This window comes from Burkholderia sp. AU39826 (assembly GCF_020419965.1).
GTDB lineage: Bacteria > Pseudomonadota > Gammaproteobacteria > Burkholderiales > Burkholderiaceae > Burkholderia > Burkholderia semiarida.
Genome location: NZ_JAIZQG010000001.1, coordinates 438,014 through 457,148, shown reverse-complemented (window position 1 = coordinate 457,148; position 19,135 = coordinate 438,014). Strand labels below are relative to the sequence as shown.

Here is a 19,135-nt window from a genome sequence, read left to right as displayed (position 1 = left end):
GGTCGCCGATATGACGCGCCACCCGCAGACGGACGAACGAGCGAGGAGAACGCCGGCCGGGGCATTGGGCGCGCGACGGGGATCGGGTAAAGTGCCGCTCAACATGCCGGCTCGACGTTACTAGACGACCGGTCTAATCGTTGCTACCATACGCCATCATGAATGCATCTTCAGGCGCCGAAGTCCGCCAGCACATCCTGAACATCGCGAAGCCGATCATGCTCCACAAGGGCTTTTCGGCGGTCGGTCTGAACGAGATTCTCGCCGCGGCGGGCATCCCGAAGGGCTCGTTCTACCATTACTTCGGCTCGAAAGAGGCATTCGGCGAAGCGTTGCTCGAATCGTATTTCGAAGGCTATCTCGCGCATCTCGACAAGCTGTTCAAGCAGCAGTCCGGCACGGGCGCCGAGCGCCTGATGACGTACTGGGGCAACTGGCTGCACACGCAATGCGCGGACGATCCGGAAGGCAAGTGCCTCGCGGTCAAGCTCGGCGCCGAAGTGTCGGACCTGTCGGAAGCGATGCGCGCGGTACTGCGGCGCGGCACCAGTCAGATCATCGAGCGGCTCGCGGGCGGCATCGAGGCCGGGCTGGCCGACGGTTCGCTGAGCGGCGTCGACGATCCGTCGCACGCAGCAGCGATCCTGTACGAGCTCTGGCTGGGCGCGACACTGCTGGAAAAGATTCACCGCAACCGCAAACCGCTCGAGAGGGCGATGATCGAAACGCGGCGCATGCTGAATCTGCCGCCGGCCGCGTCCGACGGCGCGCAGTCGTAATTCCGGCGCGCATGGCGCGCCTTGTTTTTGCCCTGGTTATAGACGACTGGTCTACTCAATCATTCATGACGAACGCTATACGCCGCGTTACGCTGTCCCGATCGCTCCCACCGCCTGCCTGCGACCGCCCCGGCCACACCGCCGCGGCCGTCGGGGCGCGCACTTCCTGCTGGTCCATCCCTGATCCGATCGTGCCCACGACGCACGTTCATTCCTGTTGACGGAGGCTCACATGCCGCAAAGCAAGACTGCAAACCGCCAGATCGTCCTGAATTCGCGCCCGGTCGGCGCACCGACACCGGACAACTTCCGAGCCGAAACCGGCGCCGTGCCGGTGCCCGGCGCCGGCCAGGTCCTGCTGCGCACCGTCTGGCTGTCGCTCGACCCGTACATGCGCGGCCGGATGAGTGACGCGCCGTCCTACGCACCGCCGGCCGAACTCGGCCAGCCGATGGTCGGCGGCACGGTCAGCCGCGTGGTGTCGTCGAATCTGCCGGCGTTTCGCGAAGGCGATCTCGTCGTCGCCGGCGCAGGCTGGCAGGACTATGCGCTGTCCGACGGGCGCGACCTGATCCCGCTCGGCCGCGATTTCGCGCACCCGTCGTACGCGCTCGGCGTGCTCGGCATGCCGGGCTTCACCGCCTACACGGGCCTGTTGAAGATCGGCGAGCCGAAGGCCGGCGAAACCGTGGTCGTCGCGGCCGCGAGCGGCGCGGTCGGCGCGGTGGTCGGCCAGATCGCGAAGCTGAAGGGCTGCCGCGTGGTCGGCGTCGCGGGCGGCGCCGACAAGTGCGCGTACGTGACCGGTACGCTCGGCTTCGACGCATGCGTCGACCACCACGATCCGGCGTTTGCCGCGAAGCTGAAGGATGCGTGCCCGAACGGCATCGACATCTATTTCGAGAACGTCGGCGGCGCCGTGTTCGACGCGGTGTGGCCGCTGCTGAACGACCATGCGCGCGTGCCCGTCTGCGGAATCATCGCGCATTACAACGACGCGGCATACGACGACAAGGCCGTGTCGACCGGCCGTGACCGCGTGCCGGCGCTGATGGGCGCGATCCTGCGCAAGCGCATCCGCGTGCAGGGTTTCATCATCCTCGATCACTATGCGACCGGCTATGCGCCGTTCCTGAAGGACATGACCGAATGGGTCGCACAGGGCAAGGTGAAGACGCGCGAGGACGTCGTTCCCGATCTCGCCGATGCACCGCAAGCACTGATCGGCCTGCTTGCCGGCAAGAATTTCGGCAAGGTCGTCGTGCGCGTCGGCCCGGACGAGCTGGCCTGATCCCGCCGCGGCGACATACCACCCGCTGCACGCTGGCGTCGCGAGACGCCGGCTTGTGGCATGCTCGTTTCCGTTTTCAAAGGAGTGAAAAATGGCGCTTCACGTGATCGCTTCGCTGTTCCTGAAACCCGAACACGCGCAGGCCGCCGAGGCCGAACTGCGCAGCATGGTCGCGAAGACGCGCACCGAGCCGGGCAACCGCCGCTACGACCTGTTCCGCGAGCAGGACGGATCGCCGAACCTGCATCTGTACGAGATCTACGACGACCAGGCGGCATTCGACGCGCACCTCGCGAGCCCGTATTTCGGCGAATTCCGCACGAAGTCGGCCGAGTGGTTCACCGCACCGCCGGTGATCAAGGTGCTGTCGGCCATCGACGTGGCCGACTAACGACGCAAGCAAGCAACACCGCCGCGGCTCGCCCGCACCCGGGCCGCGAGGGCACCCGTTGCGCACGACGCAACGGCGATGACGACGACCCTGCGGCGCAGCGCGCCTCGTTCGCGCCGCTTCCCCAAATACAACGGCCCCGGAGGCTGAATGATCACCCTCAACATCAACGGCGAAACCCGCTCGGTCGACGCCCCCGACGACATGCCCTTGCTCTGGGTGCTGCGCGACGTCGTCGGCCTCACCGGCACCAAGTTCGGCTGCGGCATCGCGCAATGCGGCGCGTGCACCGTGCATCTCGACGGTGTGGCCGCACGTTCGTGCGTGCTGCCGGTCGCGGCCGTCGCCGGCCGCAAGGTCACGACGATCGAGGCCGTCGGCGCGACGCCGGCCGGCCACAAGGTCCAGCAGGCGTGGCGCGAGCTCGACGTCGTCCAGTGCGGCTACTGCCAGTCGGGGCAGGTGATGGCCGCCACCGCGCTGATCGCTTCGAACCCGAATCCGAGCGATGCCGATATCGACGCGGCGATGGCTGGCAACATCTGCCGCTGCGGCACGTACCACCGGATTCGCGCGGCCGTCAAACAAGCCGCAAAAGGAGCCTGACATGTCACGCGGACTGATCGAAGCAGGTCGGGCCGGCGCGGGCGTGTCGCGCCGGTCGTTTCTGAAACTCGGCATGTCGCTCGGCGCCGCCGCCGGCGGCGGCTTGCTGCTCGGCTTCAGCCTGCCGGCGGCCGGTGACGATACACGTCGCTCGGTGATCGGCGGCGACGCCGCCGAACCCGCGCCGCCGGGCGTGTTCGCGCCGAACGCGTTCGTGCAGATCGACCGCGCCGGCAAGGTCACGCTGGTGATGCCGAAGGTCGAGATGGGGCAGGGTGTCTATACGGCGCTGCCGATGCTGATCGCGGAAGAGCTCGAAGTGCCGCTGTCGAGCGTGACGCTCGATCATGCGCCGCCCAACGAGAAACTGTTCCTCGATCCGCTGCTCGGCGGCCAGCTTACCGGCGGCTCGACGTCGGTGCGCTACGCGTGGGAGCCGCTGCGCCGCGCGGGCGCCACCGCGCGCACGCTGCTGGTCTCGGCGGCCGCGAAGCAGTGGAGCGTCGATCCGGCGAGCTGCCGCACGGCGAACGGCGAAGTGCAGCATCCGCCGAGTGGGCGGCGCGGATCGTACGGCCAGTTGGCCGACGCGGCGGCGAAGCTGCCGGTGCCGAAGGACGTCGTGCTGAAGCAGCCGGCGGATTTCAAGCTGATCGGCACGCCCGCGAAGCGCCTCGATTCGCCGGAGAAGGTCGACGGCACCGCGCAGTTCGGGCTGGACGTGCGCCTGCCCGGGATGCTGTACGCGGTGATCGTGAACAGCCCGGTGTTCGGCGGCACGGTCGCGAGCGTTGACGACACGGCCGCGAAGAAGATCCCCGGCGTGCGCCAGGTCGTGCGCGTCGACAACGCGGTCGCGGTGGTCGGCGATCACACGTGGGCCGCGAAGCGCGGCGCATCGGCGCTCGTCGTGAAGTGGAATGAAGGCGCGGGCGCGAAGGTATCGACGAAGGATCTGTTCGCGGATCTCGCGCAGGCGGCGGCGAACGGCAAGGGCGCGGTCGCGCGCAAGGAAGGCGACGTCGGCAAGGCGTTCGCGAACGCGAAGACGCGCGTCGATGCCGTCTACGAACAGCCGTTGCTCGCCCACGCGACGATGGAGCCGGTGAACTGCACGGTGCACGTGCGCGGCGACGGCTGCGACATCTGGGTCGGCACGCAGGTGCCGACCCGCGCACGCGACACGGCGCAACAGTTGACCGGGCTGTCGCCCGACAGGATCGTCGTGCACAACCATCTGCTCGGCGGCGGATTCGGCCGACGGCTCGAAACCGACATGATCGGCCAGGCCGTGAAGGTCGGCAAACAGGTCAATGCCCCGGTGAAGGTGATCTGGACGCGCGAGGAAGACGTCCAGCACGACATGTACCGGCCGTGCTACTACGACAAGATCTCCGCCGGCCTCGACGCGAACGGCAAGCCGGTTGCGTGGCAGCACCGGATCGTCGGCTCGTCGATCCTCGCGCGCTTCGCGCCGCCCGCGGTCAAGGACGGCGTCGATCCCGACGCGGTCGAGGTTGCGGCCGAACTGCCGTACGACCTGCCGAACCAGCTCGTCGACTACGTGCGCCAGGAGCCGCGCCACGTGCCGACCGCGTTCTGGCGCGGCGTCGGGCCGACGCGCAGCACGTTCGTCGTCGAAAGCTTCATCGACGAACTCGCCGCGCAGACCAAGACCGACCCGGTGCAGTACCGTCGCGCGCTGCTCGACAAGTCGCCGCGCGCCCGCAACGTGCTCGACGTCGCGACGAAGGCGGCCGGCTGGGGCGCGTCGCTGCCGAAGGGGCAGGGGCGCGGCGTATCGGTGATGCATGCGTTCGGCAGCTTCTTCTCGATCGTCATCGACGTCGCGGTGGACGGCGGCGAGGTGCAGGTCAAGCGCGCCGTGTGCGCGGTCGATTGCGGGATGGTCGTGAATCCGAACACGATCGAGGCGCAGGTGCAGGGCGGCATCATCTTCGGGATCACGGGCGCGCTGTACGGCGAGATCACGATCGAGGACGGCCGCGTCGTGCAGAGCAACTTCACCGACTACCGGATGATGCGAATCAACGAGGTGCCGCCGATCGAAGTCCATCTGGTGAAGAGCGGCGAGGCGCCGGGCGGGATCGGCGAGCCGGGCACGGCCGCGACCGCGGCGGCGCTGTCGAACGCGATCTTCGCGGCCACCGGCACGCGGCTGCGCAAGCTGCCGGTCGGCAACCAGCTGAAAACGGCCTGAGGGGAGGGACGACCATGCGACATCTCACCTTGAACCTGAAGGCGCTGCGCGCGTCGCTGCTTGCGCTGTCCGCACTGCTGGCCGGCACGGTCGCGCATGCCGCGCAGACGACGCCCGCCGACAGCGCGCTCGTCGCTCGCGGCGCGTATCTCGCGAAAGCCGGCGACTGCGTCGCGTGCCATACCGCGCCGCGCGGCACGCCGTTCGCGGGCGGCCTGAAGATGGTCACGCCGATGGGCGCGATCTACACGACCAACATCACGCCCGATCCGGATACGGGCATCGGCGGCTATACCGAGGCCGATTTCGCCAGCGCGTTGCGCAAGGGCGTCGCGAAGGACGGCCACAACCTGTATCCGGCGATGCCGTATCCGTCGTATGCGAAGCTGAAGGACGACGACGTGAAGGCGCTGTATGCATACTTCATGCACGGCGTCGAACCGGTGAAGCAGGCGAACCGGCCGTCCGACATCCCGTGGCCGCTCAACATGCGCTGGCCGCTCGCGTTGTGGAACATGGTGTTCCTCGATTCCACACCGTACGCGGACAAGCCGGCGAAGGATGCGGTGTGGAATCGCGGCGCGTATCTCGTGCAGGGGCTCGGGCACTGCGGGTCGTGCCACACGCCGCGCGGCGTCGGCTTCCAGGAGAAGGCGCTCGACGAAAGCGGCGCGGCGTTCCTGTCGGGCGCGTCGATCGACAACTGGTTCGCGTCGAACCTGACCGGCGAGCACAACACCGGGCTTGGCCGCTGGAACGAGGCGGACGTCGCGCAGTTCCTGAAGACCGGCGCGAATCAGCACGCGACCGCGTTCGGCTCGATGGTGAGCGTGATCAACCACAGCACGCAGGAGCTGACCGACGACGATCTGGCCGCGATCTCGCGCTACCTGAAATCGCTGCCGGCGGCAGGCGGCACGGGCGCACCGCCGTACCGCTACGATCCGAAGCCGACGCAGGTCGCGCTGGGCCGGCCGGCAGCCGATCCGGGCGCGAAGGTGTATAACGCTTACTGCCTGCATTGCCACGGGGTGGACGGGCGCGGCTATGCACCGCTGCTCGCGCCGCTCGCCGGCAATCCGAACGTGCTGGAGGCGGATGCATCGTCGCTGATCAACGTGACGTTGAACGGCAGCGACACGCTCGTGATCGGTGGTGTGCCGTCCGCGTATCCGATGCCGGCGTTCTCGAACCAGTTGAACGACCAGCAGATCGCCGACGTGCTGACGTTCATGCGCGCCGGCTGGAACAACGGCGCGCCGGCCGTGCAGGCGGCGGACGTCGCGAAACTCCGCAAGGCGACGGCGGCCGCGCACTGAGCGCGGGGCGCCGCGAAACGAGGGCGGGCCGGCGTGCCTGCCGCCCACGCCGCCGGGTGCGTGCCTGCCCTGGCGGCATGGCTTTTTGTCAACCGGCGCGCGGCCGTTCGCGGCAGCGCGCGTTTTATCGACGCAATGTAGGGGTGTCTGGATGGCTAACGTGACTTATACGGATACGCAACTGCTGATCGACGGCGAGTGGGTCGACGCCGCGAGCGGCAGGACGATCGACGTCGTGAACCCGGCGACCGGCAAGCCGATCGGCAAGGTGGCCCACGCGGGCATCGCCGATCTCGACCGCGCGCTCGCCGCCGCCCAGCGCGGCTTCGAAGCATGGCGCAAGGTGCCCGCGCACGAGCGCGCGGCGACGATGCGCAAGGCGGCCGCGCTGGTGCGCGAGCGCGCGGACACGATCGCGCAGTTGATGACGCAGGAGCAGGGCAAGCCGCTCACCGAAGCGCGCGTCGAAGTGCTGTCGGCGGCCGACATCATCGAATGGTTCGCGGACGAGGGCCGCCGCGTGTACGGCCGGATCGTGCCGCCGCGCAACCTCGGCGCGCAGCAGACGGTCGTGAAGGAGCCGGTGGGCCCGGTCGCGGCGTTCACGCCGTGGAATTTCCCGGTCAACCAGGTCGTGCGCAAGCTGAGCGCCGCGCTCGCGACCGGCTGCTCGTTCCTCGTGAAGGCGCCGGAGGAAACCCCGGCGTCGCCGGCCGCGCTGCTGCGCGCGTTCGTCGATGCGGGCGTGCCGGCGGGCGTGATCGGCCTCGTGTACGGCGATCCGGCTGAAATTTCGTCGTACCTGATTCCGCACCCGGTGATCCGCAAGGTCACGTTCACGGGTTCGACGCCGGTCGGCAAGCAACTGGCCGCGCTCGCGGGCCAGCACATGAAGCGCGCGACGATGGAACTGGGCGGCCACGCACCGGTGATCGTCGCCGAGGATGCGGACGTCGCGCTCGCGGTGAAGGCCGCCGGCGGTGCGAAATTCCGCAACGCGGGGCAGGTCTGCATTTCGCCGACGCGCTTTCTCGTGCACAACAGCATCCGCGACGAATTCACGCGCGCGCTGGTCAAGCATGCGGAAGGACTGAAGGTGGGCAACGGCCTCGACGAAGGCACGACGCTCGGCGCGCTCGCGAACCCGCGGCGCCTGAGCGCGATGGCGTCGGTCGTCGACAACGCGCGCAAGGTCGGCGCGAGCATCGAAACCGGCGGCGAGCGGATCGGTGCGGAAGGCAACTTCTTCGCACCGACCGTGATCGCGAACGTGCCGCTCGAAGCGGACGTGTTCAACAACGAGCCGTTCGGCCCGGTCGCGGCGATCCGCGGTTTCGACAAGCTGGAGGATGCGATCGCCGAGGCGAACCGTTTGCCGTTCGGTCTGGCCGGCTACGCGTTCACGCGTTCGTTCGCGAACGTGCATCTGCTGACGCAGCGCCTCGAAGTCGGGATGCTGTGGATCAACCAGCCGGCGACGCCGTGGCCGGAAATGCCGTTCGGCGGCGTGAAGGATTCGGGCTATGGGTCGGAAGGCGGGCCGGAAGCGCTGGAGCCGTATCTCGTTACGAAGTCGGTGACGGTGATGGCCGTTTGAGGGTGGTCTGATGGCAGGTTGGCCGCGTGCGTGCCGCCATTTGCGGTCCGCACGCGGCTGGCGTTGCCGAGCGCCGGGCGTTCTGCCCGGCCTCGTTGTTTCTGATTCGTTCGCCGTCGGCACCCGCAGCGCCTGCTGCTCACGAAAGCCCGGCTATCGACGTGCGATCAGCGCCAGAATTGCTCCACCCACTGGCACACACGTTGCCACTCGGCGGTTCTCATGTACGCCTGGGTCTCCTTCTCCAGTTCCGGCGCCTTTTGCCAGTCATCGAGGGCGACGGCTTGACCGAGCACGAAATTTCCGCGCTGGTAATGGGCGTTCAGTATCTGCCCGGCCTGTTGTGCGGCGATCGCCGCCGTCGTATCCATCGTCAGCCCGAGCAGGGCTGCTGCCGGTACGCGCCCGCTTTCGAGCGGCCACAGCCATTTCGAAACCCCCCAGGTCAACGGGTTGACGACAGCGTCCGGGGGAATGCCCACGGGGCTGGTTCCGGTGCCGAGCGACAACAGGCGCACATCGTCCAGACTGCCTGCGCGAGTGCTGGCCAGCGCCTCGGCAATGGCGGACACGGAAGGATTGTTCGCAAACACGCCGCCATCGGCGAAATAGCCAAGCCCGGCGATTTCGTACGGCGGGAAATACGTCGGCGCAGCCGACGTGGCAAGTGCGGCATCGAACAGGCTGACGTTACGATAGGCGTTGCCGTTTCCGTTGGAGAAGGTGCACGGAGCCCAGCTCTTGGTGGGCGGATCCCACAGGCGCGCCGAGTTGATTACGACGAAGCGGGACAGATCCGCCAGCTTGCCGCTGCCGACCAGCGACTTGGCGATCTCCTGTAGCCCGGTGTTGACATACTGGCATTGGAACACGCCCGGACCAGCCAGGACCGTGCCTTGTTCGAGTGCTTGCGTGTGCTGTTCGAGTGCTTGCTTTTGCGCCAGCCACGCACCGTTTTCCCGAAAGATCACCGAGCCCTTCGTCCTGTAGATATCGACGATCTCGGAAATGGATACACCGCGGGCGAGCCCCAGGGCGATCAGGCCGCCCGTGGATGTGCCGGCAAAGCCGTCGGCGCTCGCGATGATCCGGCTGCGCCGGTCGAGGTCCTGGATGAGCAGGGCGGTGATCAATCCCCGGATACCGCCGCCATCGCAACTGAGAATCTTGAAGGTCATTGCGTTTCCCTTTTTGATCGTGGGATGAATGCGAATGGCGCAACCCGGCGGGCATCCCGCCGGTGTCGCCGGGGGATGCGCCGCTTCCTGCGCCGTGTCGCCGCCGGAAATTCAAGCCAGCGGGCGAAGCGTCGCGCGTTATTGCTCGTCGAACCTCACATCGAGCACGGTGTAGGCATCCCACGCATACAAATACGCGTTGTCCTTGGAATAGAGCGACAGTTTCTGGTGGTTGAAATCGGAAATCAAAATCGAGCCCTGGCGCGTCCATCCGCGCGCGCCTATCCAGTTATAGAAACCAACGTAGGCGTTATTGCTGACGGACATATATCGGCTGGTGCCGAGGATCCGATAATACGTCACGCCGTTATAAGGGTACTGTTCGAGCGTCAACGCTTTCGCGGCGGAATCGACGAGAACGGCCCATTCGCCGCTGTTTTGGCCAAGCCAGCCCAACTGCACGCCGTCGTGATAGAGCGCCATTTTGAATGTATCGACCTCAATGGCAGAAACAGGGGCAGTATTGGCGAATTCTGCAAAGGTCCCGTGCGGCTGATTTTCAATCGGATTGAGACTCATTTTTTTCACCTTGAAGAGGTTGAATGCTTCCCCGCGCCTTCGAGAACAGCACCATGCGCTTCGGACGCATGGCGCGCCGGCATCGTCAAAGGCCGCGATTCCGGCGAATTTTGTGGTGATCCAATCCGGCTGGGCGATGGCAGATCGACCATGATGGCGCCGGACAACGCCAGCGGTCACGGCCGAGACGGCGGGACACGCCGCAGCATTGGTTTATTGAATGCCGGGCATTCAATTTCCTTCTATTGGGGTGATTGTCTCGAGTGTCGCCGCTACATTTTCGATTGACTTGGCACCAGTGATTTATAGGAAATGAAATGACGGATGACAAGGTTGGTGAAAGAGGCGAATTTAATCGAAACTAAAACAATTACGATCGAATTGCATATATTTGAAACATTCGAACCTGTCCGGCCATCATGGATGGTTTCGCATGCGTCGGATGGCAGGAGTGGCGTTTAACGTTAGCCAAACGGCCAGCCGACGACAAATTCATTCAACTTTTGCGGGTTTGCTACGAATGTCTGAAGAATACGAAGTTCATGGCCCTCACGACCATGCGGTGGAACATCACGAGTCTCATGGTGGCGATCGAGGTACGTCGCGCATTGCAGTGCTGACAGCCGTGCTTGCGTGCTTCGGCGCGATATCGGCCTACCAGAGCGGTGCCGACGAGAGCCTCGCGCTGCTCTACAAGAATGACGCCGCGATCAGGAAAACCGAGGCTGCAAATCAGTGGGCCTACTACCAGGCGAAGGGTGACAAGCAGAATCTCGCCGAACTCGGTGCGGCGTTGAGCCCGGAGACATCGCCGCAGCGAAAGCGGTTCGAGACGGATGCCGCGAGATACCGTGCCGACAAGGAACCGATCCGGGCACGCGCCGAGGCGCTCGAAAAGGAAGTCGAGAAGAATAACGCGGCGAGCGAGGAGCGGATGCACCGGCACCATCGATGGTCGCAGGCGACGACCGTCATCCAGATCTCGATTGCACTGGCAGCTATCACGATCCTCACGCGGCGATCATGGATGCAGGGGCTGTCGATCGGCGTAGCCGCGATCGGCATCGTGGTGGCGGGGTTGCGTTCTTTGGGGTTTGATTGACTGAGAGGCCGTCGGGCTGCAGTCGTATCGATACAGACCAGTGGTTGTGATTTTACATAACGTGAATTATCAATCAAAAGGGTGTAGGTCCCAAGTTCAGATGTCGCGTTTCCGCTAAATAAAAATGTCGTGTTTTGGCCTGTAGGTTGATCGTCTGCACCCTTGGGAGCGCCGGCGATGAACGCGAATGGGACGATCACCATGACGATGCGTGAAGTGGATCGGCTGAAGGTCATTGAGGCTGTAGCCGAGTGTCGGCTCAAGCCCGGCCAGGCGGCCGAACGGCTGGAGTTGCAAGGCGCAGCGGGCGCTGGCATTGATCCGCGAGCGCTACGCCGATTTCGGGCCGACATTGGCCTGCGAGAAGCTGCGCGAATGTCACGGCATTGACCTGGCTGTTGAAACGGTTCGTACGCTGATGAGGGCTTCCGGCCTCTGGATTCCACGCAAACAACGCCCGCCGAAGGTCTACCAACCGCGCAACCGCCGTGCATGCCTCGGGGAGCTGATTCAGATCGACGGTAGCGATCATCGATGGTTCGAGGAACGGGCGCCGCCCCACACGCCCCCTCCCCGACTGCCTCCGTGCAGCCGACGCATCGCAATTCCAAGCGATTCCGCAGAGGACCTTTCCTGTGCAACGTCTTAATCGACGGCCGCACGATCTCCAATAATGGCCGCTCGATCCATCGGCCGTCAGGCCGCTCCACACAACAACAAAAACACCTATGCATTCCTGCACAATGAACCCGCATGCCGGCGCGCGCATCGCGGGGACCGTCATTGCCGCCTGCCTGACCGGCTTCGTGCCGGATGTCGCGCTTGCCCAGAGCAGCGTGACGCTGTACGGCCTGATCGACACGTCGATCACCTACTCGAGCAACCAGCGCACGCGCGGCGCCGGCTCGCCCGGCGGCGGCAGCGTCGCGATGACGAGCGGCGCGCTGAACGCGTCGCGCTGGGGGCTGCACGGCCGCGAGGATCTCGGCGGCGGGATGGCCGCGGTCTTCACGCTCGAGAACGGCTTCTCCGGCACCACCGGCAAGCTGTCGCAGAAAGGCGTCGACCTGTTCGGCCGCCAGGCGTGGATCGGCGTGGGTTCGGAGACGGCCGGCACGCTGTCCTTCGGCCGCCAGTACGACCTGATCCTCGATTTCGTGACGCCGCTCGGCGCGGCCGGCCCCGGCTGGGGCGGCAACCTCGCGGTCCACCCGTACGACAACGACGATTCGAACCGCAACCTGCGCATCAACAACGCGGTGAAGTACACGAGCCCGACGGTTCGCGGGCTCAGGTTCGGCGCAATGATCGGTTTCTCGAACACGGCCGGCCAGTTCTCCAACAACGCGGTGTGGAGCACGGGCGTGTCGTATGCGAACGGGCCGCTGAAGCTCGGCGCCGGCTACCTGAAGATCAGCCGCGACCGCAACGCACCGAACGCTGACGGCGCACTGAGCACCGTCGACGGCTCGGCGACGGTCACGGGCGGCAACCAGCAGATCTGGGCGATGGCGGGCCGTTATGCGTTCGGGCCGCACTCGCTCGGCGTCGCGTGGTCGCATTCGGCCACCGACGGCGTGACGGGCGTGCTCCAGGGCGGCAACATCGCCCCGCTGAAAGGCGAATCGCTGGTGTTCGACAATTTTTCGATCGACGCACGCTACTTCGTCACGCGGGCGTTGACCGTCGCCGCCGCGTACACGTACACGATGGGCCGCTTCGATACGCGCACGGGCCAGACGCGCCCGAAATGGAACCAGGTCGTCGCGCAGGCCGACTATGCGCTGTCCAAGCGCACGGATGCGTATCTCGAAGGCACCTATCAGCGCGTGAGCGGCGGCAATGGCAACCCCGCGTTCAACGCGACCGTCTGGACCTTGACGCCTTCCGCGAACAGCAACCAAGCCGTCGTCGCGCTGGGGCTGCGGCACAAGTTTTGACGACGCGGCGCGCGCCGCCGCGTCACGCTGCCGACCGGCTGCATCGGGCGAGCGCTTCCCGCATCACCCGAGCGCCATGACCGGCACCGACGAGGCCGCGCCCCGTGCGCGGCCCTTTTTCGCTGTGGCAGGCGTTGCGTACCGCGCACCGCCGACGGAAGCAAGAATGCCTCCCGGCTGTCGCGTTTGCGCAAAAAATGCGAAGAAACTGGTCGCGTTGTGACATTTTTCCTAATCTGTTTGCAGCGACGCCGCGATCCGGCGTTCCGGTCGCAACATTCTTTCATCTGGCGCACCATCGGCTTACGAACCCGCATCACGGCAACGAAGCCGGACATTTCGCGCCATGGCGGCCGGACGGCTGCGTGCGAATGGCACGCGCCCCGCTTTCATCGCAGTCAACCGCTGGAGAAGAACGATGAGCAAAATGAACCGAATTGCGGTCCTGGCAACTTTCGTCCTGCTGGCCGGTTGCCACCACGCGGCGAAAACGCCCGAGAATGCCGGCGTGGCGCCGGCGCCCTCGAGCGAAGCCGTCGCGACGGTGACGGCCGACGATCTGAACAATCCGAACAGCCCGCTCGCCAAGCGCAGCATCTACTTCGATTTCGACCAGTACTCGGTGAAGCCCGAATTCCAGTCGCTGCTGCAGGCGCATGCAGACTATCTGCGCAGCCACCCGGCGCGGCGTGTGCTGATCCAGGGCAACACCGACGAGCGCGGCACGTCGGAATACAACCTCGCGCTCGGCCAGCGCCGCTCGCAGGCCGTGGCGAGCGCGCTCGAAACGCTCGGCGTGCCGGCGACGCAACTCGAGGCGGTCAGCCTCGGCAAGGAAAAACCGGTCGCGCTCGGCCACGACGAGGAAGCGTGGGCGCAGAATCGCCGCGCCGATCTCGTCTATCGTTGATCCAGGCGCCGCCGCCGCCGCGATACGCGAAAAGCATGGAATAAGCGCTTCGCCGAAACGTCTTGTCATCGCGCAGGCGCGCGGTTCCCGTGAACCGCCTTTCCCGTGGCCTGCGCGCTGCAAGGAGATTGCAATGAAATCGGCAACGCTGGCTGCGACGCTGATCGCGGCGCTGGTGCTCGTGCTGTCGGCGGGCTGTACGTCGTCGGGCAGCGGCGTGTCGCAAGGACCGGGCATGAGCCGGTACGGCGGCTCGGGAGGCAGTGGAGGCAGTGGTGGAGGCGGCGGCTACTGACGCGTCGCCGGACTGGCTTGAACGCGGCGTCACGCGCAAACGCGGCCGGCACTCGGCCGCGTCGCGCGCGACGCCCTGTTTCGTCGTCCGATTTATCGCCGCATCGCCTTCACGTCGGCCGGCGTGACGCTCGCGGGCTGGCCGCCCCACGTCGCGCGCAGATAGTTCGCGAGCTGCGCGAGTTCGTCGTCGCTCAGCGTGCGCGCGAAACCCGGCATCGGCTGCAGGTTCTCGAAGCCGGCGAACTTCTGCTCGTCGATGCCGTCGAGCATCGCGACCAGCAGGTTGCGCGGGTCGCCGTGGCGCACCGTCGAATTGCCGTTCATCGGCACCGCCACGTGCGGCTTGCCTTCGCCGTTGAAGCCGTGACAGCCCGCACAGACCGCGAGATACGCCGAGCGGCCGGCGGCAAGCTGCGCGGCGTCGGCCGACACCGGCTTCACCGGTTGCGGCGCGGGCGGCGTATCGCCGAGCAGGTACACCGACAGCGCGCGCAAGTCGCCCTTCGTCAGGTACTGCGTGCTCAGGTGCACGACCGGATACATCTCGCCGAATGCCGAGCCTTGCGGCGCGATGCCGACGCCGAAGAACGTCTGCAGGTCGGTGCCCGTCCAGCCGCGCGCGGCGAGGCCGCCCGGCGTGATGTCGGGCGCGGCCACGCGGCCGAGCGCGGCCCCCGCGAACGGCTTCGCCCCGTCGAGCTGGCCCGTGAACGCGCGCGGCGTGTGGCATTCCGCGCAATGGCCGAGCGCGCCCGCGAGATAGCGGCCGCGCCGCCAGTCGGCGGATTGTCCGGCCGACGCATCCGGCAGGCTGTCCTTCAGGAACAGCATGTCCCAGAAGACCATGCCGAAGCGCAGGTTGTACGGGAACTTCAGGTCGTGCGCGCGGTTTTCCTGCGCGACCGGCTTCACCGTCTTCAGGTATGCGTACATCGCATCGGCGTCGGCGCGCGTGAGCTGCCGGTACGACGTGTACGGCATCGACGGATACAGGTGCCTGCCCGGCGCCTTGCCGTCGTGCAGCGCGGCGTAGAAGTCGTCCGCGCTCCAGTTGCCGATTCCGTGCTCCTTGTCGGGCGTGATGTTCGAGCCGTAGAACATGCCGAACGGCGATTCGAGTGCCGCGCCGCCGGCGAATGGCGCGCCGTCCTTCGCGGTGTGGCACGCCGCGCAGTCGGCAGCCTTGACGAGATAGCGGCCGCGCGCGACCGCATCGGCGCCGGGCGCACCGGACGCCGCGCTCGACGCCGGCGCGTCGTGGCCGCCGCAGGCGGCGAGCAGCAGCGCGCAGATCGCGGCGAGCGCGGGCACGCCCGCGGCCCGCGCGACACGATGAGCGAGAGTGCGTTTCATGCGGAGTCCTTCACGAGTCCCGGTGTCGTCAGCACCACGTCCTTGACGGCTTCGTAGTAGCGGACGTAGCCCGTGCAGCGGCAGAGGTGCGCATCGAGCGCGTCGGTGATCGTGCGTTCCACGTCGGCCTTCGCGACCGGCTCGCGCTTCAGGCGTTCGATCAGCACGGTCGCCGCGTTGACGAAGCCGGGCGTGCAATAGCCGCACTGGAAGCTGAAGTGCTCGAGGAACTTCTGCTGGATCGGCGACAGCTCGACGACCTCGCCCGCCTCGTTGCGCTTCGCGTGGCCTTCGATCGTGCGGATCGAACGGCCGTGGAAGAAGTGCGCGCCGGTGATGCAGGTACGCATTTCCTCGCTCGTGCCGTCCGGCTGGTCGACGATCACGACGCACGCGTGGCAGATGCCCTGCCCGCAACCGAGCCGCGAACCGGTGAGGCCCACGTACTCGTGCAGGAACTCGATCATCATCAGCCCTTCCGGCACCTGCATCGGGCCGACGGCCTTGCCGTTGATCCTGACCGACAGCGGCTTCTGCTGGAACCGAACGAGCGGACGTTCGACGGCGGCCGGTGCCGGTGCAGCCGACGCGGGAACGGACGCCGGGGCGGCCGAAGCCGCCGCCGGCATGGAAGCGCCAGTCGCAGCCGCGCTGGCGCTCGCGGCCGAAGCTGCGGTTTGGGCGGTCGTCATGCGAGCACCTCCTGAATCTTTTGCGGGGTCACCGGCAAGTCGGTGAAACGATGGCCGATCGCGTGCGCGATGCCGTTCACGATCGCGCCGACGACGGGGATCATCACCACTTCGGCGACACCCTTCGGCGGATCGGTCTCGGACAGCGGCGGCAGCACCTCGCCCGTTTGCGTCCAGACGGCGACGTCGGACGCGCGCGGCAACCGGTAACGGTTGAAGTTCCACGTGCCGTTGCCGGGGCCGTCCTCGTAGAGCGGCAGGTACTCGTGCAGCGCATGGCCGATGCCCATCGCGAGGCCGCCCTGCAACTGGCCCGACACGAGTTGCGGCGAAATCTGGTTGCCGCATTCCATGATCGAGTGGTGCGTGAGCAGTTCGACCTTGCCGGTCGCTTCGTGCACGGCCAGCTCGACGAGCGTGCCGACCGCCGTGTAGTACGTGACGGCCGCGTTGTTGCGGCTCGTCGGCGGGATGAACACGCGCTTGCGGTCCAGCACGCGGTAGCCGTTCGCGGTCGGCGGCAGCGTGCCGCGCAACGCGGTCGCGCCGGCCGGGGCGGCGGTGCCCGGGATCGGGCCGTCGTCGCCCGTCTTCGGCGCGCCGACACGCAGCGACAGCCCGTCGATCGGCAGACGCTCGACCGTGCCGCCCACCTCGAACTCGGCGTCGGTCCACTGCCAGCGGTTGAACACGTGCACGACGGCGCCGGTCGGCAGGCCGAGCGCATGCGCCTGCTTCGCGAGCTGCTCGAACGTCAGCGGTTCGAGGCCGTCGGCGGTCAGCTTGCCGTCGACCCAGCGCGCATCCTCGATGCGGATCGTGTACGGCGCGGCCTGGCCGCCGCCGAGGCCGCGCGTCCAGATCGACATCGCGGCCGGCCATAGCCCGTAGCGGAACACGGCGCGCGCGGCTTCGCGCGTGCTGTGCGTGAAGTAATACGCCGAGTTCGTCGCGCTCGACGGCGATGCATAGCCCGGCGACCAGCGCGGGTTCGCGCTCAGGCGATCCTGGTCGGCCTGCGACATCAGATACGGATCGCCGCTCGTCTCGATCGGCAGGTCCGGCCATTCGGTCAGCGCCACGCGGACGTCGGTCGCCGGGCGGCCGAGCCATTTCGCGACCGCGACGGCCTGCGACGTCGACATCCCCGTGCCGATCTCGGCCGCCGTATGCTGCAGCGACACCTTGCCGTGCTCGTCGAATTCGACTTTCGCGAACGACGCTTCCGCGCCCGTGCCGAAATCCTTCTGCACGCACGCGAAGCCGACGCCGTAGCGCTTGCCCGGATGCGCGGCCTCGAATTCGACCTTGCGCGCGGCACGGCGCGTCCACAGCGGATGCTGCTTCGCCCGTTCGAGCACTTCGTCGACGCGCAGCGCACCGGCGGGAATCGCGCCCTGCGTGTTCTTCATCCCCGAACGCAGCGCGTTGCGCAGCCGGAAGTCGATCGGGTCGATGTTCAGTTGCGCGGCGATCTCGTCGATCGCCATCTCGGTCGCGGCCATGCTCTGCAGCGTGCCGTAGCCGCGTGCGGAACCGGCGTCGATCGCGCGCGACGCGATCGCGACGGCCGCGAGATCGCTCTTCGGGAAGTAGTAGATCGATTGCGCGGCCGTGGCACCGACCATCGCGACCGACGGCGAGAAGTTCGAGCGCCCGCCGCCGTTCGCCTCGAAATCGCCCTTGAACGACTGCAGCAGGCCCGTGTTGCGATCGACCGCGATCCGGTAATGCATCTTGAACGCGTGACGCTTCAACGACGTCTGGAACTGCTCATAGCGATCGTTCGCGAAACGCACCGGGCGGCCGTCCGCGTACAGCGCGCAGACGAGGCCGTAGAACGGCACGTTGAAGTGATCCTTCGAGCCGTAGCCGACCGTGTAGCACGGATGCACGAACAGCTTCTTCACCGGGAAGCGGCATTTCGCGACCATCGCGGCCGCGCTCTCCGACACCTCGAGCGGCGACTGGGTCGGCACGACGAGGTGCAGCGCTTGCGTTGCAGCGTCGTGCCAGCAGTTCGCGTTGTCGGGTTCGAGTGCGGCCGTATCGACCGACTGCGTGTTGTATTCGCGGTCGAACACGAGCCACTCGGCGGGCGGATGATCGAGTTCGGCACCGATCTGTCCGGCGAGGAACATGCCCTGCTCGTCCAGCTTGCCGTGCGCCTTGCCGTCCGGCCAGACCGGCAGGTGCTTGCGCATCATGCTCGGGAAGATCGGCGCGTCCTTCAGGCTCGAATAGACGTCGTCGTCATAGGCTGTCTTGCCGCCCACGCGCACATAGCGGAAGGTGCCCCACGGATCGCGTTCGAGCGGGCCCGTGACCGCGCCGTAGCGAATCACGTCGTCGCGAAACTTCAGCGCGTTCTTCGCGAAACGGAAGCGCGCGAAGTCGTGATAGATCAGGATCGCGACCGCATGGCCGAGATACGCAGGCGTCTTGCCGGCCGGCAACAGCATGTCGTCGCCGTAGAACGCCGGGAACGCGACGCCGTCGCGCGCGAGATCGTCGGCCGTGACGACGCGGTCCGGTTTCAGGTCGTCGCCGAGCAGCGACAGGTCGAAGCCTTCGTATGTGCGGTCGGCCTGCGTGACGCGCAGGATCAGCGCGTGCGACTGCTGTTGCGGCCAGTGCGGCATGTCGGCGGCGCGCACGTCACGGGCGAACACTTTCGAGCCCGTGACCTTCGCGATGCCGTCGATGCGAAATTGGGGGATGCCGGTAACGCTATCCCATTTGACGGGGGTGAGGAGTTTTTCTTCGAAGAGCGCCGCGAACGCGCGGCTGCCGATGGGCGCGACATACACCGCGACGCCCGCCAGCACGCTGGCTTTCAGAAAACCCCGCCGTGACAGGCCGTGGTTTTTCATTTGGGGG

General features: G+C 66.6%; 16 protein-coding genes and 1 pseudogene. 12 read left to right on the top strand and 5 right to left on the bottom strand.

What is annotated here, in order from left to right; translation table 11 throughout:
- Positions 1–158 precede the first annotated feature (158 nt).
- From LGM42_RS02070 to LGM42_RS02040, 7 genes are all read left to right on the top strand, one after another.
- Positions 159–779, top strand: coding sequence for a TetR/AcrR family transcriptional regulator (locus LGM42_RS02070; RefSeq protein WP_060310946.1), 621 nt, complete (start codon positions 159–161; stop codon positions 777–779).
- Between the two features lie 232 nt (positions 780–1,011).
- Positions 1,012–2,070 (top strand): NADP-dependent oxidoreductase, encoded by a 1,059-nt coding sequence (locus LGM42_RS02065; RefSeq protein WP_226231444.1) that lies wholly within the window; start codon positions 1,012–1,014, stop codon positions 2,068–2,070.
- 91 nt (positions 2,071–2,161) lie between these two features.
- Positions 2,162–2,461: a putative quinol monooxygenase gene (locus tag LGM42_RS02060; protein ID WP_060310945.1), complete on the top strand. Its 300-nt coding sequence runs from the start codon at positions 2,162–2,164 to the stop codon at positions 2,459–2,461.
- 150 nt (positions 2,462–2,611) lie between these two features.
- Positions 2,612–3,067 carry a (2Fe-2S)-binding protein gene (locus LGM42_RS02055; RefSeq protein WP_226231443.1) on the top strand — a complete coding sequence of 152 codons (456 nt, stop codon included), beginning with the start codon at positions 2,612–2,614 and terminating at the stop codon, positions 3,065–3,067.
- 1 nt (position 3,068) lies between these two features.
- Positions 3,069–5,288 carry a xanthine dehydrogenase family protein molybdopterin-binding subunit gene (locus LGM42_RS02050; protein WP_226231442.1) on the top strand — a complete coding sequence of 740 codons (2,220 nt, stop codon included), beginning with the start codon at positions 3,069–3,071 and terminating at the stop codon, positions 5,286–5,288.
- Between the two features lie 14 nt (positions 5,289–5,302).
- Positions 5,303–6,607 carry a cytochrome c gene (locus tag LGM42_RS02045; RefSeq protein ID WP_226231441.1) on the top strand — a complete coding sequence of 435 codons (1,305 nt, stop codon included), beginning with the start codon at positions 5,303–5,305 and terminating at the stop codon, positions 6,605–6,607.
- A gap of 151 nt (positions 6,608–6,758) precedes the next feature.
- The gene (locus LGM42_RS02040) at positions 6,759–8,204 is read left to right on the top strand and encodes an NAD-dependent succinate-semialdehyde dehydrogenase (protein WP_059574384.1); all 1,446 of its coding nucleotides are present in this window, start codon (positions 6,759–6,761) and stop codon (positions 8,202–8,204) included.
- A gap of 167 nt (positions 8,205–8,371) precedes the next feature.
- Here LGM42_RS02040 and LGM42_RS02035 read toward each other — a convergent pair whose 3' ends face one another.
- Positions 8,372–9,382 (bottom strand): patatin-like phospholipase family protein, encoded by a 1,011-nt coding sequence (locus tag LGM42_RS02035; RefSeq protein ID WP_060310942.1) that lies wholly within the window; start codon positions 9,380–9,382, stop codon positions 8,372–8,374.
- A gap of 138 nt (positions 9,383–9,520) precedes the next feature.
- Positions 9,521–10,141, bottom strand: a complete 621-nt coding sequence (locus LGM42_RS02030; protein ID WP_226231440.1) for a hypothetical protein — start codon at positions 10,139–10,141, stop codon at positions 9,521–9,523.
- Between the two features lie 340 nt (positions 10,142–10,481).
- On the opposite strand from LGM42_RS02030, the gene LGM42_RS02025 reads away from it, so the two are divergent.
- From LGM42_RS02025 to LGM42_RS02005, 5 genes and pseudogenes are all read left to right on the top strand, one after another.
- On the top strand, positions 10,482–11,063 hold the full coding sequence (locus LGM42_RS02025) for a DUF4337 domain-containing protein (protein WP_226231439.1): 582 nt from the start codon (positions 10,482–10,484) through the stop codon (positions 11,061–11,063).
- Positions 11,064–11,367: 304 nt separating this feature from the next.
- Positions 11,368–11,619, top strand: a pseudogene (locus LGM42_RS02020) (transposase); the annotation flags it as partial.
- Between the two features lie 172 nt (positions 11,620–11,791).
- On the top strand, positions 11,792–13,003 hold the full coding sequence (locus LGM42_RS02015) for a porin (protein ID WP_226231438.1): 1,212 nt from the start codon (positions 11,792–11,794) through the stop codon (positions 13,001–13,003).
- Between the two features lie 418 nt (positions 13,004–13,421).
- Positions 13,422–13,913: a peptidoglycan-associated lipoprotein Pal gene (gene pal, locus LGM42_RS02010; protein ID WP_124861958.1), complete on the top strand. Its 492-nt coding sequence runs from the start codon at positions 13,422–13,424 to the stop codon at positions 13,911–13,913.
- A 133-nt stretch (positions 13,914–14,046) separates the two neighbouring features.
- Positions 14,047–14,208, top strand: coding sequence for a hypothetical protein (locus LGM42_RS02005; RefSeq protein ID WP_196493560.1), 162 nt, complete (start codon positions 14,047–14,049; stop codon positions 14,206–14,208).
- A 92-nt stretch (positions 14,209–14,300) separates the two neighbouring features.
- On the opposite strand, the gene LGM42_RS02000 is transcribed toward LGM42_RS02005, so the two are convergent.
- From LGM42_RS02000 to LGM42_RS01990, 3 genes are read right to left on the bottom strand one after another with little or no spacing between them, the layout of a single operon-like run.
- A complete protein-coding gene (locus LGM42_RS02000; RefSeq protein ID WP_226231437.1) occupies positions 14,301–15,563 on the bottom strand; it encodes a cytochrome c in 1,263 nt (420 codons plus the stop codon).
- On the bottom strand, positions 15,560–16,255 hold the full coding sequence (locus LGM42_RS01995) for a (2Fe-2S)-binding protein (protein WP_226231436.1): 696 nt from the start codon (positions 16,253–16,255) through the stop codon (positions 15,560–15,562). Before LGM42_RS01995 ends, LGM42_RS02000 begins: the two co-directional genes overlap by 4 nt.
- Positions 16,252–19,128, bottom strand: a complete 2,877-nt coding sequence (locus LGM42_RS01990) for a xanthine dehydrogenase family protein molybdopterin-binding subunit (protein WP_226231435.1) — start codon at positions 19,126–19,128, stop codon at positions 16,252–16,254. Before LGM42_RS01990 ends, LGM42_RS01995 begins: the two co-directional genes overlap by 4 nt.
- Positions 19,129–19,135: the final 7 nt, after the last annotated feature.